Annotated in this window: 1 rRNA gene; it reads right to left on the reverse strand. The window is 53.5% G+C overall.

Features of this window, described 5'->3' with window-relative positions:
- Positions 1-5: 5 nt before the first annotated feature.
- Positions 6-2,933: ribosomal RNA gene (locus FB592_RS20845) — 23S ribosomal RNA — on the reverse strand.
- Between the last annotated feature and the right edge of the window lie 31 nt (positions 2,934-2,964).

Here is a 2,964-nt window from a genome sequence, read left to right on the forward strand (position 1 = left end):
AAAATATGGTTAAGTCCTCGATCGATTAGTATCTGTCAGCTCCATGTGTCGCCACACTTCCACCTCAGACCTATCAACCTGATCATCTTTCAGGGATCTTACTTCCTTGCGGAATGGGAAATCTCATCTTGAGGGGGGCTTCATGCTTAGATGCTTTCAGCACTTATCCCGTCCGCACATAGCTACCCAGCGATGCCCTTGGCAGAACAACTGGTACACCAGCGGTGCGTCCATCCCGGTCCTCTCGTACTAAGGACAGCTCCTCTCAAATTTCCTGCGCCCGCGACGGATAGGGACCGAACTGTCTCACGACGTTCTGAACCCAGCTCGCGTACCGCTTTAATGGGCGAACAGCCCAACCCTTGGGACCGACTACAGCCCCAGGATGCGATGAGCCGACATCGAGGTGCCAAACCTCCCCGTCGATGTGGACTCTTGGGGGAGATAAGCCTGTTATCCCCGGGGTAGCTTTTATCCGTTGAGCGATGGCCCTTCCATGCGGAACCACCGGATCACTAAGCCCGACTTTCGTCCCTGCTCGACTTGTAGGTCTCGCAGTCAAGCTCCCTTGTGCCTTTACACTCTGCGAATGATTTCCAACCATTCTGAGGGAACCTTTGGGCGCCTCCGTTACCTTTTAGGAGGCGACCGCCCCAGTCAAACTGCCCACCTGACACTGTCTCCCCGCCCGATAAGGGCGGCGGGTTAGAAGGTCAATACAGCCAGGGTAGTATCCCACCGATGCCTCCACCGAAGCTGGCGCTCCGGTTTCCAAGGCTCCTACCTATCCTGTACAAGCTGTACCAACATTCAATATCAGGCTGCAGTAAAGCTCCACGGGGTCTTTCCGTCCTGTCGCGGGTAACCTGCATCTTCACAGGTACTATAATTTCACCGAGTCTCTCGTTGAGACAGTGCCCAGATCGTTGCGCCTTTCGTGCGGGTCGGAACTTACCCGACAAGGAATTTCGCTACCTTAGGACCGTTATAGTTACGGCCGCCGTTTACTGGGGCTTCAATTCGCACCTTCGCTTACGCTAAGCGCTCCTCTTAACCTTCCAGCACCGGGCAGGCGTCAGCCCCTATACTTCGCCTTACGGCTTCGCAGAGACCTGTGTTTTTGCTAAACAGTCGCCTGGGCCTATTCACTGCGGCTCTCTCGGGCTTGCACCCTAACAGAGCACCCCTTCTCCCGAAGTTACGGGGTCATTTTGCCGAGTTCCTTAACGAGAGTTCTCTCGATCACCTTAGGATTCTCTCCTCGCCTACCTGTGTCGGTTTGCGGTACGGGCACCTCTCACCTCGCTAGAGGCTTTTCTTGGCAGTGTGGAATCAGGAACTTCGCTACTATATTTCGCTCGCCATCACAGCTCAGCCTTATGGGAAACGGATTTGCCTATTTCCCAGCCTAACTGCTTGGACGCGGATATCCAATACCGCGCTTACCCTATCCTCCTGCGTCCCCCCATTGCTCAAATGGTGAGGAGGTGGTACAGGAATATCAACCTGTTGTCCATCGCCTACGCCTTTCGGCCTCGGCTTAGGTCCCGACTAACCCTGAGCGGACGAGCCTTCCTCAGGAAACCTTAGGCATTCGGTGGAGGGGATTCTCACCCCTCTTTCGCTACTCATACCGGCATTCTCACTTCTAAGCGCTCCACCAGTCCTTCCGGTCTGGCTTCACAGCCCTTAGAACGCTCTCCTACCACTGTTCGAAGAACAGTCCGCAGCTTCGGTGATACGTTTAGCCCCGGTACATTTTCGGCGCAGAGTCACTCGACCAGTGAGCTATTACGCACTCTTTAAATGGTGGCTGCTTCTAAGCCAACATCCTGGTTGTCTAAGCAACTCCACATCCTTTTCCACTTAACGTATACTTTGGGACCTTAGCTGGCGGTCTGGGCTGTTTCCCTTTCGACTACGGATCTTATCACTCGCAGTCTGACTCCCAAGGATAAGTCATTGGCATTCGGAGTTTGACTGAATTCGGTAACCCGGTAGGGGCCCCTAGTCCAATCAGTGCTCTACCTCCAAGACTCTTACCTTGAGGCTAGCCCTAAAGCTATTTCGGAGAGAACCAGCTATCTCCAGGTTCGATTGGCATTTCACCCCTACCCACACCTCATCCCCGCACTTTTCAACGTGCGTGGGTTCGGGCCTCCATTCAGTGTTACCTGAACTTCACCCTGGACATGGGTAGATCACCTGGTTTCGGGTCTACGACCACGTACTCATGCGCCCTATTCAGACTCGCTTTCGCTGCGGCTCCGCATCTTCTGCTTAACCTTGCACGGGATCGTAACTCGCCGGTTCATTCTACAAAAGGCACGCCATCACCCGTTAACGGGCTCTGACTACTTGTAGGCACACGGTTTCAGGATCTCTTTCACTCCCCTTCCGGGGTGCTTTTCACCTTTCCCTCACGGTACTGGTTCACTATCGGTCACTAGGGAGTATTTAGCCTTGGGAGATGGTCCTCCCGGATTCCGACGGAATTTCACGTGTTCCGCCGTACTCAGGATCCACTCAGGAGAGAACGAAGTTTTGACTACAGGGCTGTTACCTCCTATGGCGGGCCTTTCCAGACCTCTTCATCTACCTCGTTCCTTTGTAACTCCGTACAGAGTGTCCTACAACCCCAAGAGGCAAGCCTCTTGGTTTGGGCTAATCCCGTTTCGCTCGCCGCTACTCAGGGAATCGCATTTGCTTTCTCTTCCTCCGGGTACTTAGATGTTTCAGTTCCCCGGGTCTGCCTTCTCATATCCTATGAATTCAGATATGGATACCACTCCATTACGAGTGGTGGGTTTCCCCATTCGGAAATCTCCGGATCAAAGCTTGCTTACAGCTCCCCGAAGCATATCGGTGTTCGTCCCGTCCTTCATCGGCTCCTAGTGCCAAGGCATCCACCGTGCGCCCTTTCTAACTTAACCGTTAAAAAGAATCACTATGTGATATCTTGTG

The sequence above is a fragment of the Bacillus sp. SJZ110 genome (genome assembly GCF_006715455.1).
GTDB lineage: Bacteria > Bacillota > Bacilli > Bacillales > Bacillaceae > Bacillus > Bacillus subtilis.